This window comes from Pseudomonas fulva, from assembly GCF_023517795.1.
In the GTDB taxonomy this organism is placed as follows: Bacteria; Pseudomonadota; Gammaproteobacteria; order Pseudomonadales; family Pseudomonadaceae; genus Aquipseudomonas; species Aquipseudomonas fulva_D.
The window spans coordinates 1,731,888-1,758,412 of record NZ_CP082928.1 but is presented as its reverse complement, the minus strand read 5'-3'; the positions used below and the strand labels follow the sequence as shown (position 1 = coordinate 1,758,412).

22 protein-coding genes are annotated in these 26,525 nt (G+C 65.8%); 15 read left to right on the top strand and 7 right to left on the bottom strand.

The window, feature by feature from the left end; all coding sequences use genetic code 11:
- Positions 1-164 precede the first annotated feature (164 nt).
- Positions 165-1,373, top strand: a complete 1,209-nt coding sequence (serB, locus tag K8U54_RS07885; RefSeq protein ID WP_249909608.1) for a phosphoserine phosphatase SerB — start codon at positions 165-167, stop codon at positions 1,371-1,373.
- A 254-nt stretch (positions 1,374-1,627) separates the two neighbouring features.
- On the opposite strand, the gene K8U54_RS07880 is transcribed toward serB, so the two are convergent.
- From K8U54_RS07880 to K8U54_RS07860, 5 genes are all read right to left on the bottom strand, one after another.
- The gene (locus K8U54_RS07880) at positions 1,628-3,691 is read right to left on the bottom strand and encodes a GGDEF/EAL domain-containing response regulator (RefSeq protein WP_249909607.1); all 2,064 of its coding nucleotides are present in this window, start codon (positions 3,689-3,691) and stop codon (positions 1,628-1,630) included.
- Between the two features lie 64 nt (positions 3,692-3,755).
- Positions 3,756-5,555, bottom strand: coding sequence for a molecular chaperone (locus K8U54_RS07875; protein ID WP_249909606.1), 1,800 nt, complete (start codon positions 5,553-5,555; stop codon positions 3,756-3,758).
- A gap of 130 nt (positions 5,556-5,685) precedes the next feature.
- Entirely contained in the window at positions 5,686-6,543 is an 858-nt protein-coding gene (gene asd / locus K8U54_RS07870) for an archaetidylserine decarboxylase (protein WP_249910418.1), read from the bottom strand.
- Positions 6,544-6,600: 57 nt separating this feature from the next.
- Positions 6,601-7,416 (bottom strand): rhodanese-like domain-containing protein, encoded by an 816-nt coding sequence (locus tag K8U54_RS07865; RefSeq protein ID WP_249909605.1) that lies wholly within the window; start codon positions 7,414-7,416, stop codon positions 6,601-6,603.
- A gap of 66 nt (positions 7,417-7,482) precedes the next feature.
- Positions 7,483-8,994 (bottom strand): HDOD domain-containing protein, encoded by a 1,512-nt coding sequence (locus K8U54_RS07860; RefSeq protein ID WP_249909604.1) that lies wholly within the window; start codon positions 8,992-8,994, stop codon positions 7,483-7,485.
- A gap of 122 nt (positions 8,995-9,116) precedes the next feature.
- On the opposite strand from K8U54_RS07860, the gene motA reads away from it, so the two are divergent.
- Positions 9,117-9,968, top strand: a complete 852-nt coding sequence (gene motA, locus K8U54_RS07855) for a flagellar motor stator protein MotA (RefSeq protein ID WP_249909603.1) — start codon at positions 9,117-9,119, stop codon at positions 9,966-9,968.
- A 5-nt stretch (positions 9,969-9,973) separates the two neighbouring features.
- A complete protein-coding gene (gene motB, locus K8U54_RS07850) occupies positions 9,974-10,987 on the top strand; it encodes a flagellar motor protein MotB (protein WP_249909602.1) in 1,014 nt (337 codons plus the stop codon).
- A gap of 28 nt (positions 10,988-11,015) precedes the next feature.
- Here motB and rsgA read toward each other — a convergent pair whose 3' ends face one another.
- Positions 11,016-12,047: a small ribosomal subunit biogenesis GTPase RsgA gene (rsgA, locus tag K8U54_RS07845; RefSeq protein ID WP_249909601.1), complete on the bottom strand. Its 1,032-nt coding sequence runs from the start codon at positions 12,045-12,047 to the stop codon at positions 11,016-11,018.
- A gap of 112 nt (positions 12,048-12,159) precedes the next feature.
- Here rsgA and K8U54_RS07840 point away from each other — a divergent pair, with 112 nt between their 5' ends.
- On the top strand, positions 12,160-12,951 hold the full coding sequence (locus K8U54_RS07840) for a class I SAM-dependent methyltransferase (RefSeq protein WP_249909600.1): 792 nt from the start codon (positions 12,160-12,162) through the stop codon (positions 12,949-12,951).
- Between the two features lie 27 nt (positions 12,952-12,978).
- Entirely contained in the window at positions 12,979-13,521 is a 543-nt protein-coding gene (gene orn, locus K8U54_RS07835; RefSeq protein ID WP_249909599.1) for an oligoribonuclease, read from the top strand.
- Here orn and queG read toward each other — a convergent pair whose 3' ends face one another.
- Positions 13,522-14,592 (bottom strand): tRNA epoxyqueuosine(34) reductase QueG, encoded by a 1,071-nt coding sequence (gene queG / locus K8U54_RS07830; protein WP_249909598.1) that lies wholly within the window; start codon positions 14,590-14,592, stop codon positions 13,522-13,524.
- A 58-nt stretch (positions 14,593-14,650) separates the two neighbouring features.
- Here queG and K8U54_RS07825 point away from each other — a divergent pair, with 58 nt between their 5' ends.
- From K8U54_RS07825 to K8U54_RS07780, 10 genes are all read left to right on the top strand, one after another.
- Complete coding sequence (locus K8U54_RS07825) at positions 14,651-16,150, top strand: NAD(P)H-hydrate dehydratase (protein ID WP_249909597.1); 1,500 nt, start codon at positions 14,651-14,653, stop codon at positions 16,148-16,150.
- Between the two features lie 26 nt (positions 16,151-16,176).
- Positions 16,177-16,605, top strand: a complete 429-nt coding sequence (gene tsaE, locus K8U54_RS07820; protein ID WP_434060019.1) for a tRNA (adenosine(37)-N6)-threonylcarbamoyltransferase complex ATPase subunit type 1 TsaE — start codon at positions 16,177-16,179, stop codon at positions 16,603-16,605.
- A gap of 8 nt (positions 16,606-16,613) precedes the next feature.
- Positions 16,614-18,044, top strand: a complete 1,431-nt coding sequence (locus tag K8U54_RS07815) for an N-acetylmuramoyl-L-alanine amidase (protein WP_249910417.1) — start codon at positions 16,614-16,616, stop codon at positions 18,042-18,044.
- The gene (gene mutL / locus K8U54_RS07810; RefSeq protein WP_249909595.1) at positions 18,041-19,915 is read left to right on the top strand and encodes a DNA mismatch repair endonuclease MutL; all 1,875 of its coding nucleotides are present in this window, start codon (positions 18,041-18,043) and stop codon (positions 19,913-19,915) included. Before K8U54_RS07815 ends, mutL begins: the two co-directional genes overlap by 4 nt.
- Positions 19,916-20,161: 246 nt before the next feature.
- A complete protein-coding gene (miaA, locus tag K8U54_RS07805) occupies positions 20,162-21,118 on the top strand; it encodes a tRNA (adenosine(37)-N6)-dimethylallyltransferase MiaA (protein WP_249909594.1) in 957 nt (318 codons plus the stop codon).
- Positions 21,119-21,228: 110 nt separating this feature from the next.
- On the top strand, positions 21,229-21,489 hold the full coding sequence (hfq, locus tag K8U54_RS07800) for an RNA chaperone Hfq (protein ID WP_013793183.1): 261 nt from the start codon (positions 21,229-21,231) through the stop codon (positions 21,487-21,489).
- A 14-nt stretch (positions 21,490-21,503) separates the two neighbouring features.
- Entirely contained in the window at positions 21,504-22,805 is a 1,302-nt protein-coding gene (hflX, locus tag K8U54_RS07795; protein ID WP_249909593.1) for a ribosome rescue GTPase HflX, read from the top strand.
- 97 nt (positions 22,806-22,902) lie between these two features.
- Positions 22,903-24,093, top strand: a complete 1,191-nt coding sequence (gene hflK / locus K8U54_RS07790; protein ID WP_249909592.1) for an FtsH protease activity modulator HflK — start codon at positions 22,903-22,905, stop codon at positions 24,091-24,093.
- Complete coding sequence (hflC, locus tag K8U54_RS07785; protein WP_249909591.1) at positions 24,093-24,962, top strand: protease modulator HflC; 870 nt, start codon at positions 24,093-24,095, stop codon at positions 24,960-24,962. The genes hflK and hflC overlap by 1 nt, the downstream gene beginning before the upstream one ends.
- Positions 24,963-25,308: 346 nt before the next feature.
- Entirely contained in the window at positions 25,309-26,493 is a 1,185-nt protein-coding gene (locus K8U54_RS07780; protein ID WP_249909590.1) for an ATP phosphoribosyltransferase regulatory subunit, read from the top strand.
- Positions 26,494-26,525: the final 32 nt, after the last annotated feature.

The window sequence follows — 26,525 nt, the reverse complement described above, 5'->3', positions numbered from 1 at the left end:
TTGACTGGAGGTGGCGCGCAGTATAGCGAGCGGCCCGCACAGGGCAAAGCGCCGCGCGTGCCCGCGGGGTGCCGAAATGGTTAGAATGTGCGTTTTTTCACCGGCCCTGCTGCACATTGCCGTTCGGCAGACCGTTCATAGTCCTGCGAGCCCCGGAGTACGCCTTGCGCCAAATCGTCCTGATCAACGTTACCGGTGAAGATCGGCCCGGCCTCACGGCAGCCGTTACCGGCGTGCTGGCCCAGGCTGGCGTGAACATCCTCGACATCACCCAGGCCGCGGTGCACGGCACCTCGTCGCTGGGCATCCTGATCGACGTGGCCGATGGCGCGTCGCTGCCGGCTCTCTCCAAGGACCTGCTGGGCGCCGCCCAGGCGCTGGGCCAGCAGGCGCGTTTCACCCAGGTCGATGAAGCCGGTTACCGGCGTTGGGTCGAGGGGCAGGGTAACGAGCGCCATATCGTCACCTTGCTGAGCCGTCAGGTCAGCGCCGAGCAGGTGCAGCGCGTCAGCGCGCTGAGCGCCGAGCAGGGCCTGGCTATCGAACGTATCGAGCGATTGTCCCTGCCGGTGGCGCTGGATGGGCAGCCGGGCAACGCCTGCATCGAGTTCTCCCTGCGCGGGTCGCCGGGCGACGCCGCCGCGCTGCGCGCCGAGTTCCTGCGTGCGGCCGACGAACTGAACGTGGACATCGCCTTCCAGGCCGATTCGCTGCAGCGCCGCCACCGCCGTCTGGCGGTGTTCGACATGGACTCGACACTGATCGAAGCCGAAGTGATCGACGAGCTGGCCAAGGCCGCGGGTATCGGCGACAAGGTGTCGGCGATCACCGAGCGGGCGATGCGCGGTGAGCTGGATTTCCGCGCCAGCTTCAAGGAGCGCCTGGCGCTGCTCAAGGGGCTGGACGTCGGTGTGCTGGACGAGATCGGTGCCTCGCTGCGCCTGACCGAAGGCGCCGAGAAGCTGTTCGCCGAACTCAAGCGCCTGGGCTACAAGACCGCCATCCTGTCCGGCGGCTTCACCTATTTCGCCAAGCAGCTGCAGGCCAGGCTGGGCATCGACTACGTGTTCGCCAACGAGCTCGCGGTGGTCGATGGCAAGGTCACCGGCGTCGCCGTCGAGCCGATCGTCGATGCCCAGCGCAAGGCCGATCTGCTGCGCGAACTGGCGCACAAGGAAGGCTTGCAGCTGGAGCAGACCATCGCCGTGGGCGACGGCGCCAATGACCTGCCGATGCTGGCCATCGCCGGCCTGGGCGTGGCATTCCGCGCCAAACCGCTGGTCAAGCAATCGGCCAGGCAGGCGATCTCGACCCTGGGCCTGGATGGCGTCCTGTATCTGCTGGGTGTGCACGAGCGCGACTTGCAGCGCTAAGAGCCTGTTCACGATCTTTGTGCGCATGAAGCGGCAACTACAAGGCAAAAGCGGCCGCTCCCAGCGTAGGGTGGACAACGCTCTTTTTGTCCACCATTGCGATCGCGGAGCGGTGGACGGGTAAAGCGTCGTCCACCCTACGAAAGGCCACTTGCGCCACCTAGCTGCCAAAATCGACGAACTTGGGCTGAAAGATTATGACCAGGTTCTAAGGTATTTGAGGCGGGAGCGGGGCAGCCGGGCTGCTCCGCCGATCAATCGTCCGACGAGAAGTTGTAGTCCATCGACTGGCTCGGGCCCTGCAGGTAGTAGCCCTGGATATAGTTGGTGCCCGCCTGCCACAGGGTGGCCAGCACGCTGGCCGATTCCACGAACGGCACGATGGTCAGCTTGGCCTGGCTGTGCAGGCTGGCCAGCATGGTTTTCAGGGTTTCCTGGTTGGCCGGATCGTTCAGCTCCTTGGTGAAGGAGCCGTCCACCTTGACGAAGTCGACCGGCAGGTGACGCAGGGTGTTGAACGGGTTCAGGGCGCAGCCGAACTGGCTGAGCGCGAGGTGGCAATGCAGGTCCTTGAGGCCCTGGGCCAGGGCCTTGGCCTGCTTCAGGTAGGTGATCGCATCCGGCTCGCTGAACTGGAACACCAAGGCGTCGGACGGCAACCGTGCGGCTTTCAGCGCCACGCTCAGCCACGGCAGCAAGGTCGGGTCCTGCAGGCTGGCGCTGGACAGGTGCACGAACAGGCGTGTCGCGTGGCCCTTGGCGCGGTGATCGGCGAGCAGCTTGATCGAGCTGAGGATCACCCAGCGGTCGATCTTCTCGCCCATGCCCGACTCCCTGGCCACGGCGAGGAATTCATCCGGCGGCACTTCCTGGCCGGACGGGCTGAGCAGGCGCAGCAGCACCTCGTAATGTTCGTGCTCGTCGCCACGCAGGCTGATGACCGGCTGGAACAGCAGGCGGAAGCTGTTCTGTTCCAGCGCCTGCTGCACCATGGCCACCACGCTGCCACGGTTGGCGGCGGCCGCCAGCTCCGCGGCCGGGTCGAACAGCTTGAGGGTGCCCGGCTCGTCCAGCTGGTCGGCGCAGCGCTGGGCCCGGTCGATGACTTCCCCGGCCTTGGGCGTGGTGTCGTTGAGGCCGGCGACGCCGATCGACAGCGTGGTCTGCGCGGTGCGCCCGTTGATATCGAACAGGTGCGCTTCGGCCTTCTTCAGCAGCGCTTCGAGCAGCGGGCGTTGCTGCTGCGGTGACAGGCCGGTCTGCAGGACGGCGAACACGTCGTCGCCAAAGCGCGCCAGTTGCGCCTCCTGGGGGAAGTGGGCGCGTAGCAGGGCGGCCAGGTCGGTGAGCAACAGGTCGATGGCGCCCAGGCCCATGTCGGCGAGCAGCGCGGCGTAGCGGTCGACGCGTATGTAGGCCAGACTGGCCGGCTGCTCGTCGTGGACGGCGTGGTGGGCGGCGTTGTCCATCAGCTCGAGGAAGTGGCTGCGGTTGTACAGGCCGGTGACCAGATCCAGGCTGCTGATCTCGCGCAGCTTTTCTTCCAGCTCGGCATTGGCGGTCTCGGCACGGATCACCACCTGAATGCACGGCTCGCCATCGTAGGCCGCCGGCGACAGGGTGATGCGCGCCGGAAAGCTGCTGTCGTCGGTGCGCACGCCGGCGCAGCCGAGTTCATGCTTGTCCATCTGCTGATGGTTCTTCAGGAAGTCCTTGAAGGCAGCCTGATCGCTGGCGCCGATCAGGTCGATCATCGGCAGGCCTTCGAGCTCCTCGGCGTCATCGAAGCCGAACAGCTCCAGGTAGGCGCGGTTGGCATAGATATGCATGCCATCGTGTACGTAGGCGATGGCATCGACCGAGCTGTCGAGCAGCAGCTGGCAACGTTTCTCGGCTTCACGCAGGGCCACTTCGGCGGCGCGGCGGGCGCGGCGTTCCTCAAGGTTGACCAGTTCGCGGCGGGCGACCAGTACCAGGCGCTCGTCCTCGCCTTGCGGCAGGGCGTCCTGGGCACCGAGCATCAGCGCCTCGGTGACGCTGTCCGGTTCGTTGTCGGCCAGCAGCAGGATCACCGGGATGTCCTTGCCCTGGTGGCGGATGCAGGCGAGCGCGTCGTGGGGATCCAGGCAGTCACTCGCCGGCGAGCAGATCAGCAGGTCCCAGGCGTGCTTGAGGGCGTCGAGCAGGTCTTCGCTGGAGACCACGCGGTGTACGCGGGTGGCATTACCGGCATTGCGGAACAGGCTGACGAGACGCTCGGCCTCGTTCTGCGAGTCTTCGAGAATCAGCAGGCGGATGGTTTTCTTTTCGATGGCCATTAGCGAAGTCGAATCTGCGATAGAACAGCAGAAGAGGGCGGGAAATTAAGGGTTTCCCGGCAATCTACAGCGACTTCCAGAGTGAGTCAAAGTCTTCCTCCCCGGCTGGGCGCTGGGTGCCGGAGGCTGTGACGGAGGTCGCGTGATCCGTGGTTTTCTGCTCCAGATCGTGGTACTCGAACTGGCTGAAACTGCCGGTGCTGACCTGCTTCTGGCTGAGCACCGCACGGCGCTCCTTGCCATTGATGTTGATCAGCACCTTGCTGCCTTCCTGGAACGGCAGGCGCGGGGTGATCAGCGTGGCCGGCCGGGAGATGGCGGCGATTTCCGGCAGCAGCAGGGCGCGCAGGTACTGGCTGTTCTGCTCGGCCTTGCGCACCAGTTGCAGGCCACAGGATTGCGCGTGGGGGGCGATCAGCTCGATGCCCATCTGCGTGCCGCCACCGCGTACCTGGCGGATCCAGCGCACCACGGCGACGCTCCAGCCCTGCTGGGGGTTGTCGCGGATGCCGAGAATCTCGCCGGCCTGCAGCTGGCTGGGCACTTCCTTGGGCCACGACAGGCAGTAGCCGCCGGGGCTGTGGTTGACGATGGCCAGCACGAAGGTCGGGTAGTTTTCACCTGCGTTGGCTTGTTCATCCTGCTCGGACGCGGGCTTGGGGTATTCGATTTCTTCGAAGGGCAAGCCATTGTCCCAGTCGTTGACCCGGCGTGCGTCGTGGGCGCTGGCCCAGACGTCGGGCTCGCCGCTCAGTGGCTTGAACGAAGCGGTGGTGTCGACCTGCTGCTTGAGAATCTCGCTGAATGCGCGGCCATTGGCCAGGTAATAGTTCAGGGCGCTCATGCCGATGCACAGGGTCATGCTGCCGGTACCCTGGGTGCGCTGGAAGGTGCGCTCGGAAATATCGCCCCAGGCCGCGGCGGCGTGCTGCAGCATGTCCACGCTGAAGCCTTCGGGCACCGGCAGGCGCGAGCGGGGACGCTCTTCGGGGAGCAGCGCCAGGTGATCCTTGATGGCGTTGACCAGCGGGGTCGGATCGATACCCAGGGCGCCCTGCAGCTCGCTCGGCTGGAACAGCGAAGTGTAGCGGGGCGGGCCATCCAGCTGCGGCGCCACGGCAAAGATGCTGCTCGGCTGGCCGCCGGCCTGCAGGTTGACCAGCGTGCTCCAGGCCTCCAGCGCTTCGGCGAGGCGGGCGATGGCGCTCTGGCGCATCTGGTTGCAGCGCGAGCAACCGATCAGCAGGGCGACGATGTAACCCTGTTCGACGCTCAGCCCTTGGGTATGGCGGGCCAGCGGGTCGCGAATCACCACCTTGTGCAGCTCGTGGCGCCGGGCGATCAGGTAGAGCTGGTGCAGCTCCAGCCAGAGGCCTTCGGGCACCGGGCAATACAGCTGGCTGGTACGGATCAACGGGCCGTTGAGGCTGTGCACGGCCCGCTGCAGGGCCATGCCGAGCAGCGCGTTGCGCTCGCGATTCGGCTGCGCGGCCAGGCGCGAGATGATCAACTTGTAGCCGATGGCCAGGTGGTTCTGCAGCGCCTGGCAGAGGTTGGCGACCTTGCGCGGGCGCTCATCGAGCACGATGGCCTGGTTGAGAAAGTGGCGCTCCAGGTGCTGGCAGACGAAATACACCTCGGGGCGCAGCAGCTCGAGCAACTGGATGCGGTTGTCAGACGGGGTCAGCAACTGGTTGAGCTCGATCAGCGCCTGGTACAGCTGCCGGGCGGTTTCGCCGATATTGGCCTTGGGCAGGCCGGCGATCCAGCGTTTCAGGTCGCGTGGCGTGGCGTCGCAGAAAGTCAGGCCCTGCTTGGTCGGCGTCGGGACGCGGAGCAAAAGGTGGGGGCTCTGTTTATCCATCTAGCTTCGTTACTCCAGCGCCAGCATTCGAGCGATTCATTCGTTAGGGGTGAAGCGACTCTAGCAGCATCCGGCCATCATCGCAGCCTTTGCCGCGCCACGGGCCGGGGCTGCGGGACGGGGGCGCGGTTCACTGGCCGAGCAGTTGGCCCATGCGCACCGGGCTGTTGGCACCCAGTTCCTCGGCCCATTTCACCTGCTCGGGGCCGAACAGCACGATAGCCGTGGAACCCAGTTTGAAGCGGCCCAGCTCGGCGCCTTTTTCCAGGCTGATCGGTGCCCGCGCGGCTTCGTCGTAGCGCACGGTCTTCAACTCGCGCTTGGGCGGCGTGATCAGCCCGGCCCATACGGTTTCGATGGAGGCGACGATCATCGCGCCGACCAGCACCACGGCCATCGGCCCGCGTTCGGTGTCGAACAGGCACACCACGCGCTCGTTGCGGGCGAACAGCTCGGGTACGTTTTCCGCGGTGGTCTGGTTCACCGAGAACAGCCGGCCCGGCACGTAGATCATCTCGCGCAGGGTGCCGGCCAGCGGCATGTGCACGCGGTGATAGTCCTTGGGCGACAGGTACACGGTGGCGAAGTCGCCGCCCATGAAGGGGGCGGCGCGCGCGCTGTCGCCGCCCAGCAGTTCGGTCACGCTGTAGCTGTGGCCCTTGGCCTGGAACACCCGGCCATGTTCGATGCGGCCCAGCTGGCTGATCGCACCGTCGGCGGGGCACAGAACGGCACCGGGCTGGTTGTCCAGCGGCCGCGCGCCTTCTTTCAGGGCACGGGTGAAGAAGGCGTTGAAGTGCTCGTAGGCGGTGAGGTCTTCGACCTGTGCCTCGCTCATGTCGACCTGGTACTGCCTGGCGAACCAGCCGATCAGGCGATTCTTGAACCAGGCAGCGCGGCACTCCGCGGCGCAGCCGATCAGGCGCGACAGCAGGTGGTGCGGGGTCAGGTGCTGGCTGAGGATAAACAGGCGTTCTTTCATCGTTATTCCTTGGCTGCCCGGCGATGCATGCCGGGCATATGAGAATGGACAGTCAGGTCGAGCTCAACGTTCGACAGGTGTGTCGGGCAGGTTGCCCCACTCGCCCCAGGAGCCGGCGTAGGCCTTGACCCGCGGGTAGCCCAGGGCCTTGGCGACCAGGTAGGTGAAGCCGGAGCGGCGATGGCTCTGGCAGTGGGTGATGATTTCCTTGTCGGCGCTCAACCCGCGCTGCGCGAGCAGTTCGGCGATGTTCTGGCGAATGCGCAGGCCGCGGGCGGGGTCCATGCCGGCGGTCCACTCGAAGTTGATCGCGCCGGGGATGTGCCCACCCCGAGCTGCCTGCACCTTTTCGCCGCGGTACTCTTCGGCCGAGCGTGCGTCCCAGATGGCCAGGTCGGCGGCGCCCAGGCGCGACTGCAGGTAGCTGGCGCTGGCCGTCGGCTCCTCGCTGAGCGACAGCGAGACCGGCGTGCGTTGCGGCGCAGGCGTGTCCTGGCTCAGCGGCCGGTCTTCGGCTTCCCAGGCCGTCAGGCCGCCATTGAGGAAGTGATAACGCGAGTGACCGATCACGTCCAGCAGCCAGATGAACCGACCGGCCCAGCCACCACCCTCGTCGTCGTAGACCACGTAGGTCGCTTGTGGGTGATGGCCCAGCTCGCTGAACAGCTGCTCGAGCTGCGCCTGGTCGGGCAGCAGGCCGAGTGCCGGCGGCTTGCCGGACTGGGTGCGTTTGCCGTCGACGAAGCGGGCACCGGGAATGTGGCCGTCCAGATAACGCGAGTGGCTGCTCAGGTCGACCAGGATCAGCTCGGGCGCTTGCAGTCGCGGGGCGAGATCCGCCGGCTCGATGACCAGCGGCAGTTCGTCGAAGGCTGTCATACAGGCCTCGTTGGCGGAATTGAGAGCGCGATTGTAGCGCAGAAGAATGGCGGAAAACGGCGGTGCTCAACGCTGACGTTTGCTGAAGGTGTCCAGCGCGCGCTCGATGCATTGCGTGGTCTTGGTGAAAGCCTGCACGACGGTGTCGCCGATCGGCTGGCCACCCTGGTCGGCGAACAGCAGCATCACCACCCGTTCGTTGCTGGCCAGGGAGCGAATCAGCAGGTGTTCGCTGGGCAGCAGGGCTTTCAGGTCGCCGGGCAGCAGGGCGGAAAATTGCGCGATATTGGCCGGTGTCAGGCGCAGTTGCGCGGGCTTCTGCAGCAGGCGACGCAGCACCTGGCTTTGCGCCGGGTCGAGGGTCAGGCCGCTGGCGCTGGCGGCCACGCCGGCGTGCTGCTGCAGCTGCAGGCGCGTGTGGGTGCGGTCGGCGAGCAGCATCACCACCCGTGACATGCCGGCGGCCTGCACCGCCTGGCGGGCGCAGGTGGTGAGTTGCTGCACATTGTTGAATGCCGAGGGCTGGGCGAGCAGTTGGGTGCACAGTTGCCGCCAGTCAGCCACCTGCGGCGCGGGCGCCGGCTTGCGCGGTTGAAAGTGGCGGGCATGCCACGGCCACAGCAGGGCTTCGGCGGGGTGCCAGAGACCGACGGTATCCAGCTGCCGTGCGCTGTGCGCCGCGTTCTGGTGGATCTGCTGTTGCAGGTCGGCCAGCGGCAACTGCAGGTACAGGCTGTTGAGCCCGTGCCAGCGCCTGGTGTGGATGCCGCTCCAGGCGTTGTGGGCCGATACGGCGATCACGTTGGCCAGCAGGATGCTGTTGGCGGGCTGGGTGAGCCAGCGCTGCAGGGCCGGGTCGGCGTCCAGCTCCTGCTGCTGGCGCAGCGGCTCATCATGGCGACGCGCCAGGTACAGGGCCTTGCCCAGCAGCCGACGGTCATCGATAAGCAGGCGATAGCCCTGGACGATCCAGGCCGGCAGCCGCCAGCGCTCGGCCAGCGCCAGGCACAAGTCGAACAGCGAAACGCCGAGCATGTCGCGCTCGACCTTGACCGGCGGCTTGCCGTCTATCAGCACCCGCTGTTCCCAGGCCTCGAACAGATGGGGGTGGGCGGCCAGCAGGGCCCACACCGGCGACAGAAACAGCAGGCTGCCCCAGTGGATTTCCTGCCACAGGCGCGCCAGGCGTGCGGCGAACAAGCCATTGGCCTGGTAGGCGGCGTGCTGGCTGATCAGCTGGATCTGCCGAAGCGGCACGGGGATGTCGGCGAGCGCCCGGGCGGGCAGGCGAGCCAGCAACTCTTCGGCGCGCTTGAGGCCCAGGCGGGTCAGTGCCGTTTCCAGGCTTTCTGCCGCTTCACCCAGGGCGCTACCCTTGCTGTTGGCCTCGCGCAGCACGCTGAGCACCAGTGCCGGGCTGTCCTGCATCAGGTCGGCGATTTCGCGCAGCGAGCGGCGGCTGTCACCCAGGGCGCGGCGAACCTGCTGGTGATGATCGGCCGCGATGGGCAATAGCTGCCCATCCAGCTGCTTGAGCCAGGCCTCGAGGGTGCGCGGTAACGGCGTGCTTGCGACCATGGGGGTGTGCCAGAATGGCTTTTTTTAGACTTAACTGACTATAGTCTGGCGCATATCTTCCGATAAGTAGAAGGGGATTCGCGCGGTCGCCCTTTCTTTTCACCTGCTCAAGTTTTCCTTCTATGGCCAAAATCATCGGCATCATCGTTGTATTCGCTTGCGTACTCGGCGGTTTCGTCGCGTCCGGGGGCAAGATCATGGCACTGGTCCACCCCTTCGAGGTGCTGATCATCGGCGGGGCTGCCCTGGGCGCCTTCCTGCAGTCCAACCCGGGCAGCATGTTCATGACCGTCTTCAAGAAGTCCTTGAAGATGTTCAAGTCGCGCTTCACCCACGACTATTATCTGGAAGTGCTGCGCCTGCTCTACGAGATCCTCAACAAGGCGCGTCGCGAGGGCATGATGGCCATTGAGGCCGACCTCGAAGACCCGGCGGCGAGCCCGATCTTCAGCAAGTATCCGGCGGTGCTGGGTGACGAGCGAATGGTCGCGTTCATCTGCGATTACCTGCGCATCATGTCCTCGGGCAACATGGCGCCCCATGAGCTGGAAGGCCTGTTCGACATGGAACTGGTGGGCCTCAAGGAGGAGCTGGAGCATCCTGCCCACGCCGTGGCGAAGGTCGCCGACGGCATGCCGGCGATGGGGATCGTTGCCGCGGTACTGGGGATCGTGATCACCATGTCGATCCTGGCCGAAGCGGATAACGCCCAGATCGGTGAAAAGGTCGGCACCGCGCTGGTCGGTACCTTTCTCGGCATTCTCGCCTCCTACGGCTTCTTCGGCCCGCTGGCCGGTGCCCTCGAGCACGACGCCAAGGAAGAGTTGAACGTCTACGAGGCCATCAAGGCCGGCCTGGTGGCATCCGCCTCCGGCATGCCGCCGACGCTGGCCGTGGAGTTTTCGCGCAAGACCCTGTATCCGGCGCATCGCCCAAGCTTCAGCGAGCTTGAACAGGCCATGCGCGGAAGCTAAGTACCATGGAAAACAACCAGCCGATTATCGTCAAACGGGTCAAAAAGGTTGCCGGCGGCCACCACGGTGGCGCCTGGAAGATCGCCTTTGCCGACTTCGCCACGGCGATGATGGCCTTCTTCATGGTGATGTGGCTGATGTCCTCGGCCACCCCCGAGCAGAAAAAGCTGATTTCCGGTTACTTCAAGGACCCCATCGGCTTTTCCGAGAGCGCCAGCCCCTACGTGATCGATCTGGGTGGCTCGCCGACGCCGTCGCCGGACCGCACCCTCAACGAGCAGCCCCAGGAATCACCGGGCGACCAGGCCGATACCGATCCCAAGGACCCCGCCGAGCTGGATGCCGAGCAGGCCGAAGCCAAGGCCGAGGAGGTCGAGCGCGAGCGCCTGGAGTTGCTGTTGCAGGAGTTGCAGAACAAGGTCGAACTGGACCCGCAGTTGCAGCGCTTCAAGGATCAGATTCTCTTCGAGATCACCCAGGACGGCCTGCGCATCCAGATCGTCGACGCCGAGAACCGGCCGATGTTCGCCCTCGGCAGCGCGCAGTTGCAGCCGTATTTCGAGGACATCCTGTTCGCCCTGACCGACACCATCAAGGCGGTACCCAACAAGATCAGCATCAGCGGGCATACCGATGCCAAGCCTTTTGCCGGGGCGGGTGGCTTCGGCAACTGGGAATTGTCGGCCAACCGCGCCAACGCGGCGCGGCGCGTGCTGATCGCGGCGGGCTACGACGACGCCCAGGTGGCGAGGGTGGTCGGCTATGCGTCGTCGGCACTGTTCGACCGTGACGATCCGTTCAACCCGGTCAACCGGCGTATCGATATCGTGGTGCTGAACAAGAAGGCGCAGCGCGACATCGAGGGCGAGCAGAGCGGCGGCGCGCTGGCGCCCGATCCCGCACCGGCGGGTGGCGCAGGGGCAGCGCCAGCCGGCGAGCCGCTGTCCAATGACCAGTTGCGCGAACGGCTGAATATCTTCGAGGATGGCGCGCTGAAGGTGGATCAGCCGGCCGAGTGATCGGCCAGCGCTCCGGCGTGCCGGCCGATCAGTACTCCGGTTCCGGCAGGCTGGCCAGGATGTGCCGGTAGCTGTTCATCCGCTGCGGTTGAATCCGCCCCTCTTCAAGCGCCTTAAGTAGCGCGCAGCCGGGCTCGCGGTCGTGCTTGCAGTCGCGGAAGCGGCAATGGCCGAGCAGGTCGGCGAACTCGATGAAACCCGCCTCCACATCGTCACGGCTGACGTGGCCGAGGCCGAACTCGCGGATGCCCGGTGAGTCGATCAGCTGGCCGCCGCCGGGGAAATGGAACAGGCGCGCGGTGGTGGTGGTGTGGGTGCCCTTGCCGGTCAGTTCCGACAGCGCGCCGACCCGGGTGTCGACGCCCGGCAGCAGGCTGTTGACCAGCGACGACTTGCCGACGCCCGACTGGCCCACGAACACGCTGATGTTGCCGTCGAGCTGCTTCTTGAGCTGCTCCATGCCGTCGCCTTCCAGTGCCGAGACTTCCAGCAGTGGGTAACCCAGCTGGCGATAGACGCCGAGCAGGGCATTGAGGGCGGTTTCGTTCTGCGCGTCGATCAGGTCGGCCTTGTTGAGCAGCAGCAGCGGGCGAATGCCGGCGTGCTCGGCGGCGACCAGGTAGCGGTCGATCAGGTTGGCATGGGGCTCGGGCAGTGGCGCAAAGACGATGACGATCAAATCGACGTTGGCCGCCACCGGCTTCAGCTGGCCACGGGTATCCGGGCGGCACAGCTCGGTGTCGCGGGGCAACTGGGCGACGATCACGCCATTGCCCTGGTTGCCCGGGCGCCACACCACGCGGTCGCCGGTGACCAGCGTCGGCAGGTTGGCGCGCAGGTAACAGCGGAACACCTGGCCGTCGAGCTCGCCGTCGGTGGCCTCGACTTCCACCTGCACGCCGAAGTGGGCGATCACCAGGCCGGTCTGCTCCGGGCCCAGGTCGCCCCCTTCCAGGGTTTCCACCATGCGCGATTCGCGCTTGGCGGCGCGTGCGGCGCGTTCACCCTGGATCTTTTCGATGCGCCAGTTTTGCCGGCGGTTGAGTTGGCGTTTGGCCATGGGGCTTCCGAGTCGTGCTGCGCTTGAAATGGCAGCGATTCTAGCATGCCTGAAGAAGCGGCAATTTGCGGATGCTAGACTGCCCAACCGTCTTCCAGCGAGCCCTGTCGGCATGGCTGCTTCTTATCGCGCGTTGCACCGCCTGGGCGAACGCTATCCTGCCTTATTGGCCTTGCTTATCCAGCTGGTGGTCACCCTGGCCATGGGCGTGGCGATCATTGCTGCTGCCCGGCTATTGGAGTGGCGTGCCAGTCCTTTGGCCGCCGGTTTGCTGCACGGCCTGCTCTGCGCCAGCCTGGCGCGCTGGCTGGGCCTGTCGCGCTGGTGGTGGTGGCTGAACCTGCTGTTCGTGCCGGGGCTGCTGCTGGCCAGCGGCGCGCCCTTGCCCTCGTGGCTGTTCCTGCTCGGGTTTGTGCTGTTGTTGTTGCTCAACTGGAACAGTTTCGGCGAGCGCGTGCCGCTCTACCTGACCGGCGCCGGCACGCGCCATGAACTGGCGCGCCTGCTGGAGGGGCGTGGTGAGCGCTTCGGCTTCGTCGACCTGGGCTGCGGCCCGGCCGGCACCTTGCTCTGGCTGGCGCGGCGTTTTCCACAGGCGCAGTTCACGGGGGTGGAAACCGCGCCGCTCTCCTTCGCCATCGCCTGGCTGCGTTGCCTCGGCCAGGGCAATTGCCGGATTCGCTACCAGAACCTGTGGCGCACCGAGCTGGGCGCCATGGACGTGGCCTACTGCTTTCTATCGCCCGCGCCCATGCCCGCGCTGTGGGACAAGGCCCGTGTCGAGCTGCCGCAGGGCGCCTGGCTGATCAGCAATACCTTCGAGATTCCCGGCGTGGTGCCGCAGCGTGTGGTGGAACTCGGGGACTGGCGCGATTCACGCCTGCTGCTCTGGGAGATTGGCTAGAATGACGAACCCAAAGAGGAGCGCAGCATGCAGAACCCAGAGAATCTGATCTGGATCGACCTGGAAATGACCGGCCTCGATCCCGAGACGGACGTCATCATCGAGATGGCGACCATCGTCACCGACAGCGAACTCAACGTGCTGGCCGAAGGCCCGGTGATCGCCGTGCACCAGAGCGACGAGCGCCTGGCGGCGATGGACGAGTGGAACACCCGCACCCATGGCGAGAGCGGCCTGACCCAGCGCGTGCGCGACAGCAAGATCAGCCAGGCCGAAGCCGAGGCGCAGACCATCGCCTTTCTGGAAAGGTGGGTGCCTAAGGGCAAGTCGCCGATCTGCGGCAACAGCATCGGCCAGGATCGCCGCTTCCTCTACAAGTACATGCCGGCGCTGGAAGCCTACTTCCACTACCGCTACCTGGATGTCTCGACCCTGAAGATCCTCGCTGAACGCTGGGCGCCGGGCGTCAAGGAAGGCTTCGTGAAGACCGGTACTCACCAGGCGCTGGACGACATCCGCGAGTCCATCGCCGAGCTCAGGTACTACCGCCAGCACCTGCTCAAGGTCTGATCACTCCTGGCGCTGGGCGTGCTGCGCCAGCGCCCACTGCACATGCTCGCGCACCAGCTCCGACGGATAGTCGCGACGCGCCTGCAGCGCTTCCAGTACCGGAATGCTCGACGGCGCGTTGCCCAGGCCGACGGCCAGGTTGCGCAGCCAGCGCTCGTACCCGGCGCGGCGCAGCGGTGAGCCTTCGGTGCGGCTGAGAAACTCCTCCTCGCTCCAGCGAAACAGCTCGGCCAGCTCGGCATTGTCCAGGCTGTGCCGCGGCTGGAAATCACTCTGCTCGGTAGGTTTGGCGAAGCGGTTCCAGGGGCAGACCATCTGGCAGTCGTCGCAGCCGAACACCCGGTTGCCGATGGGCGCGCGCAGCTCTTCCGGGATCGGCCCCTTGAGCTCGATGGTCAGGTAGGAGATGCAGCGCCGTGCATCGAGCACATAGGGGCCGACGAAGGCGGCGGTCGGGCAGATGTCCAGGCAGGCGCTGCAGCGCCCGCAATGTTCGCTGGCGTGGGGCGCGTCCTCTGGCAACGGGATGTCGACGAACAGCTCGCCGAGAAAGAAGTAGCTGCCGGCCTTGCGATTGAGCACCAGGGTGTTCTTGCCGATCCAGCCGAGCCCAGCCTGCTCGGCGATGGCCTTCTCCAGTACCGGTGCGCTGTCGACGAAGGCGCGGTAGCCAAAGGGACCGATGGCCTGCTGGATCCGTTCGGCCAGCTGTTGCAGGCGCTTGCGGATCAGCTTGTGGTAGTCGCGGCCCAGGGCGTAGCGCGACACATAGGCTTTTTCCGCCTCCTGCAGGCGCTGGGCCATCTGCGTGTCGCCGGGCAGGTAGTCCATGCGCAGCGAGACCACGCGCAGGGTGCCGGGCACCAGCTCGTCGGGATGTGAACGTTTGCGGCCATGCGCGGCCATATAGTCCATCTCGCCCCCGTAGCCGGCATCCAGCCAGCGCTGCAGGTGGGCTTCGTGCTCGCCCAGCTCCAGGCCGCTGATGCCCACCTGCTGGAAGCCCAGCTCACGGCCCCAGTCCTTGATGGACTGGGCGAGGCTGGCGAGGTCGAGCGTGGCGTCGGTCATGCTGGGCGGGAATCTGCAGTAGGCGGCGTATAATTCTGCCAGACATCGGAGCTCAGGCATGCGGCATTCATCAGACGATCTTCCCCTCACGCTCTACAGCGCCGCCCAGGTGCGGGCGCTGGATGCCGCGCTGATCGCGGCCGGCACGCCAGGTTTCGAGCTGATGCAGCGCGCCGCCCACGCCATCTGGCGGGCCCTGCGCCGCGAATGGCCGGAGGCTGGCGCGGTGACCGTGCTGGCCGGGCACGGCAACAATGCTGGGGACGGCTATCTGGTGGCAGCGCTGGCCCAGCGCGCCGGCTGGCAGGTACGGGTGCTGGCCGTGGACGAGCCGCGACGGTTGCACGGCGACGCCGCCCTGGCTTATGACGAGGCCCTGGCGGCCGGTGTCGAGGTGCTGGCCTGGCAGGCCGATTTCGAGCCGCAGGGTGTGCTGGTCGATGCGCTACTCGGCACGGGCCTGGCCGGCGAGGTGCGCGAGCCCTACGGGGCGGCTATCGACTGGGTCAATCGCAGTGGCTGCCCGGTAGTGGCCGTGGATATTCCTTCGGGGATTTGCGCCGATACCGGGCAGGTGCTGGGCGCTGCGGTAAAGGCGCAGCTCACCGTCACCCTGATCGGCTTGAAGCTCGGCCTGTACGTCGGCCCGGCGCTCGATCATGTCGGCCGTGTGGTGTTCGATGCGTTGCAGGCGGATGCCGAAATCGTCGCCAAGCAGCAATCCGCTGCACGGCGCCTGGCGGGTGACCTGCTGCCCCGGGTGCCGGCCCGCCAGCCGACCACCCACAAGGGCCAACTCGGCCACCTGCTGGTGGTCGGCGGTGATCAGGGGACTGGCGGCGCGGCGCTGCTCTCGGCGCAGAGCGCGCTGCGCAGCGGCGCCGGCATGGTGTCCCTGGCCACCCGCGCGGAACATATCGGCGCCGCGCAAACGCGCCTGCCCGAGGTGATGAGCCTGGCGGTCGCCTCGGCCAATCAGTTGCATGCGCTCGCTGACAAGATCACCGTGTGGGTCGTCGGGCCCGGCCTTGGCCAGGGCGCCTGGGGGCGCAGCCTGTTGTCGGCGGCGGTCGCCGCTGGAGGCGCCCAGGTCTGGGATGCCGATGCACTCAATCTGCTGGCGGCGGGCGCAGCGCGTATTGCGCCCGGCAGCGTGATCACTCCGCACCCCGGCGAAGCGGCACGCCTGCTGGGCATCTCGACGGCAGCGCTGCAGGCCGATCGGCCTGCAGCGGCCAGGGCGCTGGCCCAGCGCCATGAGGTGATCTGCGTACTCAAAGGCGCCGGCACCCTGGTCGCCGATCCGGCCGGTCGTCTGCTGGTGTGTGATCGCGGTGACCCGGTGATGGCCGGCGCCGGCCTGGGCGATGTACTGGCGGGCTTGATCGGTGCCCTGATCGCCCAGGGCTGCAGCGCATGGCAGGCAGCCTGTCTGGGGGTGTGGGTACACGCTGGCGCGGGTGAGTCATTGGCACAAAAAGGAAATGGTCTGGCGGCGGGCGATCTGTGCGACGCTATCCGCCATTTGCTACAGGAGCGAGCCGCTTGTCGGAAATAGAACTGTTCGCCGCCGATGAAGACGCCATGCTGGCGCTCGGCGCGCGCATTGCCGTCGCCACCGGTGGGCGCGGCGTGATTTACCTGGAAGGCGATCTGGGCGCCGGCAAGACCACGCTGTCACGGGGCATCCTGCAAGGCCTCGGCCACCGTGGCGCGGTGAAAAGCCCCACGTTCACCCTGGTCGAGCCCTACGAGATCGGCGAGGTTCGCGCCTTCCATTTCGATCTCTATCGCCTGGTCGATCCCGAGGAGCTGGAGTTTCTCGGCATTCGCGATTACTTCGAGGGCGACGCCCTGTGCCTGATCGAGTGGCCCCAGCGGGGTGCCGGCGTTTTGCCAAAGGCCGACCTTGACATTACCATTAGCCCGCGAGCGGGTGGCCGGTCGCTGCTGCTTCGCAGTCATAGCGCGAAGGGTGAACGCTGGTGTGCCGTCTTGGCACCCGGAGCATGAACAAGAGAGTGGGGGCGGGTATGCGCATAGGCGCGCGAATGATCGCGGTCGGGCTGATGTTGGCGGCCATGGCTGCCGATGTGTGGGCCGCGTCGGATGTGCGCAGTGTTCGCCTGTGGCGCGCACCGGACAACACGCGCCTGGTCTTCGACCTGTCCGGCCCGGTGCAGCACAGCGTCTTCACCCTGACGGCGCCGGACCGCATCGTCATCGACATCAGCGGTGCCAAGCTGGTCACCGCGCTGGACAAGCTCGCCCTGAGCAACACGCCGATCACCGCCGTGCGCTCGGCGCAGCGTACGCCGGACGACCTGCGGGTGGTCATCGACCTGTCGGCCCAGGTCACGCCCAAGAGCTTCACCCTGGCGCCCAATCAGCAGTATGGCAACCGCCTGGTGGTCGACCTGTTCGATCAGGCCTCGGACGCGGCGCCCAGCCTGCCGTCCACCACCACCGCCAGTGCGCCACCGGTGCCGGTCACGCCGACCCAGGCACCACCCAAGCTGGCACCGGTGCCCGGCGGCAAGCGCGATATCGTGATCGCCATCGACGCCGGCCATGGTGGCGAGGACCCGGGTGCACTGGGCCCGACCAAGGGCCAGTTCGAGAAGAACGTGACCCTGTCCATCGCCAAGGAACTGCAGCGTCAGATCAACGCCCAGAAGGGTTTCCGGGGCGAGCTGGTGCGCACCGGCGACTATTTCATTCCGCTGCGCAAGCGCACCGAGATCGCCCGCAAGAAGGGCGCCGATCTGTTCGTTTCCATTCACGCCGATGCGGCGCCACGGGCGGCGGCCTTCGGCGCTTCGGTTTACGCGCTGTCGGACCGCGGCGCCACCTCGGAAACCGCGCGCTGGCTGGCCGATGCCGAAAACCAGTCCGACCTGATCGGTGGTGCCGGCAACGTCAGCCTCGAAGACAAGGACCGCATGCTCGCCGGCGTGCTGCTCGACCTGTCGATGACCGCGTCGCTGTCGTCCAGCCTCAACGTCGGGCAGAAGGTGCTCGGCCAGATGGGCCAGGTCACGCCGCTGCACAAGCGCCGCGTCGAACAGGCCGGCTTCATGGTGCTGAAGTCGCCGGACATTCCGTCGATCCTGGTGGAGACCGGCTTCATCTCTAACCCCAGCGAAGCGCGCAAGCTGCACTCGGCCAGTCATCAGCAGAACCTGTCACGCTCCATCGTCACTGGTGTGAAACAGTTCTTCGAACAGAATCCGCCGCCCGGCACCTATATCGCCTGGCTGCGCGACAACGGCAAGATTGCCCAGGGGCCCCGTGAGCATGTGGTCGCCTCCGGCGAAAGCCTGGCGCTGATCGCCCAGCGCTACCAGGTCAGCCTGGCCAATCTGCGCAGTGCCAACTCGTTGAAGTCCGATGTGATCAAGGTCGGCCAGACGCTGCATATCCCGGCGACCTCGCTGGCTGCCCAGCCATGAGCGAAATGGCCCGTATCCAGCTGCTCAGCCCGCGGCTGGCGAACCAGATTGCCGCCGGTGAGGTGGTCGAGCGCCCGGCATCGGTGGTCAAGGAGCTGTTGGAGAACAGCCTGGACTCCGGCGCCAGGCGCATCGAAGTGGATGTCGAACAGGGCGGCGTGAAGCTGCTGCGCGTGCGCGACGATGGTCGCGGCATCGCCGCCGATGACCTGCCGCTGGCCCTGGCGCGGCATGCCACCAGCAAGATTCGCGAGCTCGAGGATCTCGAGCAGGTGATGAGCATGGGCTTCAGGGGTGAGGCGCTGGCGTCGATCAGTTCGGTGGCCCGGCTGACCCTGACCTCGCGCACCGCCGATGCCGACCAGGCCTGGCAGGTTGAAACCGAAGGCCGCGACATGCAGCCGCGCGTGCAGCCGGCGGCCCACCCGGTCGGTACCTCGGTGGAAGTGCGCGACCTGTTCTTCAATACCCCGGCACGGCGCAAGTTCCTCAAGGCCGAGAAGACCGAGTTCGATCACTTGCAGGAAGTCATCAAGCGCCTGGCGCTGGCGCGCTTCGACGTGGCCTTCCACCTGCGCCACAACGGCAAGAACGTCTTGACCCTGCATGAAGCCAACGATGACGTCAGCCGCGCCCGGCGTGTCGCCTCCGTGTGCAGCGCCGGGTTTCTGGAACAGGCGCTGCCCATCGATATCGAGCGTAACGGCCTGCATCTGTGGGGCTGGGTCGGGTTGCCGACCTTCTCGCGCAGCCAGGCGGATCTGCAGTATTTCTACGTGAACGGGCGCATGGTGCGCGACAAGCTGGTCGCCCACGCGGTGCGTCAGGCGTATCGCGACGTGTTGTTCAACGGCCGCCACCCGACCTTCGTGTTGTTCCTGGAGATCGACCCGACGGCCGTCGACGTCAACGTGCACCCCACCAAGCACGAAGTGCGCTTCCGCGAAGGGCGCATGGTCCACGACTTCCTGTATGGCACCCTGCACCGCGCGCTCGGTGAGGTGCGGCCCGAGGATCAGCTGGCCACCCCGGCTGCCGTGGAAAGCGTGTTGCGGCCAACCGGCCAGGCGGCGGGCGAGTTCGGCCCCCAGGGCGAAATAGGCTTGTCCGCCAGCGTGCTCGAGCGCCCCGTGGAGTCGGTCTGGCGCTCGCCGGGCGCCGGCTATCAGGGCCCGCGCAGCGAGTCGCCGCTTCCCGCGGCAGAGGCCCAGGGCGTTTACCGCGAGTTCTTTGCGCCGCTGCCAGCGGGCGCGGCGCCTGTCACCTTGCCGGAGCAGCAGGGCGATATCCCGCCCCTCGGCTACGCCATCGCCCAGCTCAAGGGCATCTACATACTTGCGGAAAGCGCCCACGGCCTGGTGGTCGTCGACATGCACGCGGCCCACGAGCGCATCATGTACGAGCGCCTCAAGGTAGCGATGGCCAGCGAGGGGCTGCGCGGCCAGCCGCTGCTGGTGCCCGAATCCATCGCGGTGAGCCAGCGCGAAGCGGATTGCGCCGAGGAGCACGGCCAGTGGTTCCAGAAGCTGGGCTTCGAGTTGCAGCGCCTGGGCCCGGAAACCCTGGCGATCCGGCAGATTCCGGCGCTGCTCAAGCAGGCCGAGGCAACGCGCCTGGTGGGCGACGTGCTGGCCGATCTGCTCGAGTACGGCACCAGCGACCGCATCCAGGCGCACCTCAACGAGTTGCTGGCGACCATGGCCTGTCACGGCGCCGTACGCGCCAACCGCCGCCTGACCCTGCCGGAAATGAACGGCCTGCTGCGTGACATGGAGCAGACCGAACGCAGCGGCCAGTGCAACCACGGCCGGCCGACCTGGACGCAGATGAGCCTGGACCAGTTGGACAAATTGTTCCTGCGCGGCCAGTAACAGGCCGCTGAAAAAACTCCTGAGCTGGCAATGCTGCGTCGAGAACGGCGCCGAGTGTCAGCCAAGCTAGGCGCCCCGCCAAGATGTTCGTTTACAACGGGTGAACTGCGCGCTATCGGCCGCTTTTGCCATGCCTTGTCCTGCCGCCTAGCCTGGGTTTTGCAACGGCCTGATAACTTGGGCGCCGCGCTTGCGGCAGGCGGGCCATGCCGGGAAAATGGGCCGCCGTTCATTTGAGTCGTACTGATGTCTTCGTTTCCTCCCGCCATCTTTCTGATGGGCCCGACCGCTTCCGGCAAGACCGATCTGGCCCTGGCCCTGGCGCGGGTGCTGCCCTGCGAGCTGATCAGCGTGGACTCGGCGCTGGTCTATCGCGGCATGGACATCGGCACGGCCAAGCCGGACCGGGCCACCCTCGACGCCTTTCCCCATCACCTGGTGGATATTCGCGATCCGGCCGAAGCCTACTCGGCGGCCGATTTCCGCCGTGATGCCCTGGCGGCCATGGCCGACATCACCGCACGGGGGCGTATTCCCCTGCTGGTGGGCGGCACCATGCTGTATTACAAGGCGCTGCTCGAGGGCCTGGCCGATATGCCGGGCGCCGATGCACAGGTGCGTGGCGAACTCGAGGCGCGTGCCGAGCGTGAGGGGTTGGCGGCGCTGCACGCCGAGCTGCAGGCGGTGGATCCGCAGTCGGCGGCGCGCATTCATCCGAACGATCCGCAGCGTCTGGTGCGCGCCCTGGAAGTGTTCCGGGTCAGCGGCGTGACCATGACCCAGCTGCGTGCCCAACAGAGCGAAGCGGCCGCGCAGGACGGCGGCTTGCCTTATACTGTCGCGCAGCTGGCCATAGCGCCTGCGCAGCGGCAGATTCTCCACGAACGAATCGCCAACCGATTTGATCTGATGCTGGAACAGGGCTTCGTCGCCGAGGTCGAACGCCTGCAGCGGCGAGGTGACCTGCACGGCGAAATGCCGTCTATCAGGGCGGTGGGCTACCGGCAGGTGTGGGATCATCTGGAAGGGCGACTCACTGCGGCTCAGATGCGCGAGCGCGGCATCATTGCCACCCGCCAGTTGGCCAAGCGGCAGTTCACCTGGTTACGCAGTTGGGAAAATGTGCACTGGCTGGACAGTCTTTCTTGCGACAATCTGCCACGTGCCTTGAAATACATGGCAACGGTCTCCATATTGAGCTGAGACCTTGCCGCGGGCCGTCTATCCTTGGGGGAAGGCGTGCCAAAGCCGTTCACAGGCTAAGCAACCGTTCAAACACTATTCAATTATCGATTCATTTAGGAGTGCGGCACATGTCAAAAGGGCATTCGCTACAAGACCCTTACCTCAACACCCTGCGGAAGGAGCGCGTCCCGGTTTCCATCTACCTGGTCAACGGCATCAAGCTGCAGGGCCAGATCGAATCCTTCGACCAGTTCGTCATCCTGCTGAAGAACACCGTCAGCCAGATGGTCTACAAGCACGCGATCTCCACCGTGGTACCGAGCCGTCCGGTTCGCCTGCCAAGCGCGTCCGAGTCCGATCAGGCTGAGTCCGAGCCCGGCAACGTCTAAACCAGGGGGTCGCATTGTTCTTCGAGCGCCATGAAGGGGGTGAACGGGCCATCCTGGTTCATCTGGATAGTCAGAACACCGAGGCGAGCGAGGATCCCCAGGAGTTTCACGAACTGGCGCTTTCCGCCGGTGCCGATACCGTGGCGTTCTTCAGTGTGCCGAACAGCCGGCCCACGGCGAAGTTCCTCATCGGTAGCGGCAAGGTGGAAGAGCTGCGTGACCAGGTCAAGGCCCATGAGGCCGACCTGGTCATCTTCAATCATGTCCTCACGCCCAGCCAGGAACGTAACCTCGAGCGCATGTTCGAGTGCCGTGTGCTGGATCGTACCGGGCTGATTCTCGATATCTTCGCCCAGCGCGCCCGTACCCACGAAGGCAAGTTGCAGGTCGAGCTGGCCCAGCTCGATCACATGAGCACGCGCCTGGTGCGTGGCTGGACTCACCTCGAGCGGCAGAAAGGTGGTATCGGTCTGCGCGGCCCGGGTGAAACCCAGCTGGAAACCGACCGCCGCCTGTTGCGCGTGCGCATTCGCCAGATCAAGCAGAAGCTGGAAAAGGTGCGCAGCCAGCGCGAGCAGGCACGCCGTGGCCGCAAGCGGGCGGACATTCCTTCCGTCTCGCTGGTCGGCTACACCAACGCCGGCAAGTCCACGCTGTTCAACGCCCTGACCGAATCCGAGGTCTATGCGGCGGATCAGCTGTTCGCCACCCTCGATCCGACCCTGCGCCGTCTGCAACTGGACGACCTGGGCCCGGTGGTGCTGGCCGATACCGTGGGCTTCATCCGTCACCTGCCGCACAAGCTGGTCGAGGCGTTTCGCGCCACCCTCGAAGAATCGAGCAACTCCGATCTGCTGCTGCACGTGATCGATTCCCACGAGCCGGAGCGCGACGCGCAGATCGAGCAGGTGCTCGCGGTGCTTGGCGAAATCGGCGCCCAGGACCTGCCGGTGCTCGAGGTGTACAACAAGCTCGACCTGCTCGAGGGCGTCGAGCCGCAGATTCAGCGCAATGCCGATGGGCGTCCTGAGCGGGTCTGGCTGTCGGCGCGTGATGGTCGTGGCTTGCCCCTGCTCAAGCAGGCGGTCGCCGAGCTGCTCGGTGACGACCTGTTTGTCGCCACGCTGCAGTTGCCGCAGCGCCTGGCGCGCTTGCGGGCGCAATTCTTTGAACTGGGCGCCGTGCTGCAGGAGTCCTATGCGCAGGACGGCAGCAGCCTGTTGCAGGTGCGCATTCCGCGGGTCGAACTCAACCGTCTGGTCAGCCGCGAGGGCCTGCAGCCACTCGAGTTCATCGAGCAACACACTTTGCAATAAAGCCCGCAGCGGTGATTTTGCCGCTGGAAGCAGGCATTCTGTAGCATTGGTGGGCGCGCCGTTGGCGCGTCTTTGCTTTATCAGTATGGAGAGCGCTATGGCTTGGAATGAGCCGGGTGGCAACTCGAACAATCAGGATCCCTGGGGTGGCGGCGGCCGTCGTGGCAACGGCGGCGGTGGTGGCGGCGACCGCAAGGGACCACCGGATCTTGACGAAGCCTTCCGCAAGCTGCAGGACAAACTCAATGGGGTGTTCGGTGGCGGCAACAAACGCGGCAGTGACAACAATGGTTCCAGGGGCAAGGGTGGCGGTTTCGGCCTGCTGTTCGTTGCACTGGCCGTCGTGGGCGCTTTTTGGCTGTACAACGCTATCTATGTGGTCGATGAGCAGGAGCAGGCCGTCGTGCTGCGTTTCGGCAAGTACCACGAGACGGTCGGGCCGGGCCTGAACATCTATTTCCCGCCGATCGATCGCAAGTTCCAGGAAAACGTCACCCGCGAGCGTGCTTACAGCAAGCAGGGGCAGATGTTGACCGAAGACGAGAACATCATCGAAGTACCTCTGACCGTTCAGTACAAGATCAGCAACCTGCAGGATTTCGTGCTCAACGTCGACATGCCTGAAACCAGCCTGCAGCACGCCACCGACAGCGCCGTGCGCCACGTCGTGGGTTCCACCGAGATGGACCAGGTGCTGACCGAAGGTCGTGAGCAGATGGCCGGCGATGTGCGTGAGCGTCTGCAGCGTTTCCTCGACACCTACCGCACCGGTATCACCGTGACCCAGGTGAACCTGCAGAGCGCGGCGGCGCCGCGTGAAGTGCAGGAAGCCTTCGATGACGTGATCCGCGCCCGTGAAGACGAGCAGCGTGAGAAGAACCAGGCGGAAACCTACGCCAACGGCGTGGTGCCGGAAGCCCGTGGTCAGGCCCAGCGTCTGATCGAGGATGCCAGCGGTTACCGTGACGAAGTGATCTCCCGCGCCCAGGGTGAGGCGGATCGTTTCACCGCGCTGGTGGCCGAGTACCGCAAGGCTCCGGAAGTCACCCGTGAGCGTCTGTACCTGGACACCATGCAGCAGATGATGAGCAACACCAGCAAGGTTCTGGTAACCGGCGACAAGGGGCAGAACAACCTGCTCTATCTGCCGCTGGACAAGATGATCGACAGCCGTGGTGGCAGCAGTAATCCGTCGTCCGGCGCGGCCGGTGCCGGCGCTGCCGATCTCGGCGCACGCGTTGGCAACAACGTCGGGCAGGCAGACGTGCGTACAAGGGAGAGCCGTTGATGAGCAATAAATCACTGGTGACCCTGATCGCAGGCGTGGTGCTGGCCCTGGTGGCGTGGAGCAGCTTCTACATCGTGGCGCAGACCGAGCGGGCGGTATTGCTGCAGTTCGGGCGAATCGTCGAGGCGGACGTGCAGCCGGGTCTGCACATGAAGATTCCTTACGTCAACCAGGTGCGCAAGTTCGATGCCCGCCTGCTGACCCTGGATACCGTCAACTCGCGCTTCCTGACCCTCGAGAAGAAGGCGCTGATGGTCGATGCCTACGCCAAGTGGCGCGTGCTGGATGCCGAGCGTTATTACACCGCGACCTCGGGCATGAAGCAGATCGCCGACGAGCGTCTGTCCCGTCGTCTCGAGGCATCGCTGCGCGACCAGTTCGGTAAGCGCACCCTGCACGAGTCGGTGTCCGGCGAGCGTGACGCGCTGATGGCTGACGTGACCGCTTCGCTGAACCGTGCGGCGCAGCGTGAACTGGGTATCGAGGTGGTGGACGTTCGCGTCAAGGCCATCGACCTGCCCAAGGAAGTCAATCGCAGCGTTTTCGATCGGATGAGCTCGGAGCGTGAGCGCGAGGCCCGTGAGCACCGTGCCAAGGGTAAGGAGCTGGCAGAAGGCATTCGTGCCGACGCCGATCGTCAGCAGCGCGTGATTCTCGCCGAGGCCTATCGCCAGGCCGAGGAATTGCGCGGTGAGGGTGATGCCCAGGCCGCTGCCATCTACTCCAGGGCCTATGGCCAGGATCAGGAGTTCTACTCCTTCTATCGCAGCCTGAACGCCTATCGCGAGAGCTTCGCCGACAAGCGTGACGTGCTGGTGCTGGATCCGAGCAGCGATTTCTTCCGTTACCTGGAGAAGTCCAAGCCATAACGCGGCCCCTGAGCCGCAAGCCAAACGCCGCAAGCGATGCCGAGTGTTCGCTTGTCGTGTGAAGCTTGCGGCTTGAGGCTTTTGGCGTGGTATGATGCGGCAGCCGGGAAAATCCCGGCTTTTTTGCGCCTGTGGGAATCATGCGGCACGAACTGAGCGTTACGTTCTGTCTTTCAAGGTCCCTGACCTTGCCCCTTTCCGCGCCGCTGGCGTGGGGGCTTCGTGCAATCAAATCTCTGATCGTCTCGATGCCCGTTCCTGGAGTCGACCGGCCTGTTGCTGGGCTCGGCTTTCCATCCGCTTCACTGAAGGCTTGTGCCGCCCGAATCAAGAGGGAAATGGCGAAATGGCAACGGTAGACCGCTGGCTGCTGCCAGATGGGATCGAAGAAGTATTGCCCCCGGAAGCGGCGCGCATCGAAATCGCGCGTCGTCAGGTGCTGGATCTGTTCCAGCGCTGGGGTTATGAATTCGTGGTTACCCCCCACATCGAGTACCTGGAATCGCTGCTCACCGGCGCGGGCCAGGACCTGGATCTGCGCACCTTCAAGGTGACCGATCCGCTGTCCGGCCGGCAGATGGGCTTTCGTGCCGACATCACCCCGCAGGTCGCGCGCATCGATGCGCACACCCTGCGCCGTGAGGGCCCGAGCCGTCTGTGCTACGCCGGCAGCGTGCTGCATGCGCAGCCGCGGGCGCTGACCACCTCGCGCAGCCCGATCCAGCTGGGCGCCGAGCTGTACGGCGACGCCAGCCCGGCCAGCGATGTCGAAGTGATCAGCCTGCTGGTCGACACCCTGGAGCTGGCCGACGTGCCGGACGTGCACATGGACCTGGGTCACGTCGGTATCTACCGCGGCCTGGTGCGTGCCGCCGAACTCTCCGGTGAAGCCGAGCAGCAGCTGTTCGACGCCCTGCAGCGCAAGGCCATGGACGAGATCGATGCGCTCACCGAGGCGCTGCCCGACTCGTTGCGCCGCATGCTGCGCGCCCTGGCCGAGCTGTGCGGGAGTCGCGACGTGCTGGATCTGGCCCAGGCCTGCCTGGTCGATGCGCCGGACGACGTGCATGCCGCCCTGGATGAGCTGGTGGCCATCGCCGATGCGCTGGAGCTGCGCTACCCGGAGCTGCCGCTGTATTTCGACCTGGGCGAGCTGCGCGGTTACCACTACCACACCGGCGTGGTGTTCGCCGCGTTCGTACCGTCCGTGGGGCAGGCCATCGCCCAGGGCGGGCGTTACGACGACATCGGCGCCGACTTCGGCCGTGCCCGGCCGGCTACCGGTTTCTCCACCGACCTGAAGACGCTGGTGACGCTCGGCCACATGCCCCTTGGCGAAGAGCCGGCGGGTATCTGGGCACCGGACAGCCATGACGTCTACCTGTGGCAGGCGGTTCGCCGCTTGCGTGCCGATGGTGAGCGCGTGGTGCAGGCGCTGCCGGGGCAGGAACTGGGTGAGGCGGCGCAGGCGCGCTGCGATCGCCAACTGGTATTGCACGACGGTCGCTGGCAGGTGCTGGCGCTGGACTGAGTGGCCCACGGGGTCGTCTATTCTGATTTACT

Excerpts from the sequence above, each read along its gene's own strand:
- K8U54_RS07880 (WP_249909607.1), bottom strand. The coding sequence starts at position 3,691 with ATGGCCATCGAAAAGAAAACCATCCGCCTGCTGATTCTCGAAGACTCG.
- K8U54_RS07875 (WP_249909606.1), bottom strand. The coding sequence starts at position 5,555 with ATGGATAAACAGAGCCCCCACCTTTTGCTCCGCGTCCCGACGCCGACC.
- K8U54_RS07865 (WP_249909605.1), bottom strand. The coding sequence starts at position 7,416 with ATGACAGCCTTCGACGAACTGCCGCTGGTCATCGAGCCGGCGGATCTC.
- K8U54_RS07860 (WP_249909604.1), bottom strand. The coding sequence starts at position 8,994 with ATGGTCGCAAGCACGCCGTTACCGCGCACCCTCGAGGCCTGGCTCAAG.
- motA (WP_249909603.1), top strand. The coding sequence starts at position 9,117 with ATGGCCAAAATCATCGGCATCATCGTTGTATTCGCTTGCGTACTCGGC.
- motB (WP_249909602.1), top strand. The coding sequence starts at position 9,974 with ATGGAAAACAACCAGCCGATTATCGTCAAACGGGTCAAAAAGGTTGCC.
- rsgA (WP_249909601.1), bottom strand. The coding sequence starts at position 12,047 with ATGGCCAAACGCCAACTCAACCGCCGGCAAAACTGGCGCATCGAAAAG.
- K8U54_RS07840 (WP_249909600.1), top strand. The coding sequence starts at position 12,160 with ATGGCTGCTTCTTATCGCGCGTTGCACCGCCTGGGCGAACGCTATCCT.
- orn (WP_249909599.1), top strand. The coding sequence starts at position 12,979 with ATGCAGAACCCAGAGAATCTGATCTGGATCGACCTGGAAATGACCGGC.
- queG (WP_249909598.1), bottom strand. The coding sequence starts at position 14,592 with ATGACCGACGCCACGCTCGACCTCGCCAGCCTCGCCCAGTCCATCAAG.
- K8U54_RS07825 (WP_249909597.1), top strand. The coding sequence starts at position 14,651 with ATGCGGCATTCATCAGACGATCTTCCCCTCACGCTCTACAGCGCCGCC.
- tsaE (WP_434060019.1), top strand. The coding sequence starts at position 16,177 with ATGCTGGCGCTCGGCGCGCGCATTGCCGTCGCCACCGGTGGGCGCGGC.
- mutL (WP_249909595.1), top strand. The coding sequence starts at position 18,041 with ATGAGCGAAATGGCCCGTATCCAGCTGCTCAGCCCGCGGCTGGCGAAC.
- miaA (WP_249909594.1), top strand. The coding sequence starts at position 20,162 with ATGTCTTCGTTTCCTCCCGCCATCTTTCTGATGGGCCCGACCGCTTCC.
- hfq (WP_013793183.1), top strand. The coding sequence starts at position 21,229 with ATGTCAAAAGGGCATTCGCTACAAGACCCTTACCTCAACACCCTGCGG.
- hflK (WP_249909592.1), top strand. The coding sequence starts at position 22,903 with ATGGCTTGGAATGAGCCGGGTGGCAACTCGAACAATCAGGATCCCTGG.
- hflC (WP_249909591.1), top strand. The coding sequence starts at position 24,093 with ATGAGCAATAAATCACTGGTGACCCTGATCGCAGGCGTGGTGCTGGCC.
- K8U54_RS07780 (WP_249909590.1), top strand. The coding sequence starts at position 25,309 with ATGGCAACGGTAGACCGCTGGCTGCTGCCAGATGGGATCGAAGAAGTA.